Annotated in this window: 1 rRNA gene; it reads left to right on the top strand. The window is 55.0% G+C overall.

Annotated features, from left to right (window positions below):
- Positions 1 to 605: ribosomal RNA gene (locus ACFO4L_RS17530) — 23S ribosomal RNA — on the top strand; the annotation flags it as partial.

Genomic DNA, 605 nt, shown 5'->3' with positions numbered 1-605 from the left:
GCCTCTAGCGAGGAAACGGGTGCCCGTACCGCAAACCGACACAGGTAGGCGGGAAGAGAATTCTAAGACGCGCGGGAGAACTCTCGTTAAGGAACTCGGCAAAATGACTCCGTAACTTCGGGAGAAGGAGTGCTCCCCAGGGTGAATAGCCTGGGGGAGCCGCAGTGACCAGGCCCAAACGACTGTTTATCAAAAACACAGGTCTCTGCCAAGCCGCAAGGCGATGTATAGGGGCTGACACCTGCCCGGTGCTGGAAGGTTAAGAGGAGGCGTTATCCCCTTACGGGGAGAAGCGCTGAATTGAAGCCCCAGTAAACGGCGGCCGTAACTATAACGGTCCTAAGGTAGCGAAATTCCTTGTCGGGTAAGTTCCGACCCGCACGAAAGGTGCAACGATTTGGGCACTGTCTCAACGAGAGACCCGGTGAAATTATAGTACCTGTGAAGATGCAGGTTACCCGCGACAGGACGGAAAGACCCCATGGAGCTTTACTGCAGCTTGATATTGGGTGTTTGAACAGCTTGTACAGGATAGGTAGGAGCCTTGGAAACCGGAGCGCCAGCTTCGGTGGAGGCATCGGTGGGATACTACCCTGGCTGTTTGA

It is taken from the genome of Bacillus daqingensis (genome assembly GCF_042654445.1).
GTDB classification, from domain to species: Bacteria; Bacillota; Bacilli; order Bacillales; family Salisediminibacteriaceae; genus Alkalicoccus; species Alkalicoccus luteus.
This window is presented reverse-complemented; position numbering and strand designations above follow the sequence as displayed.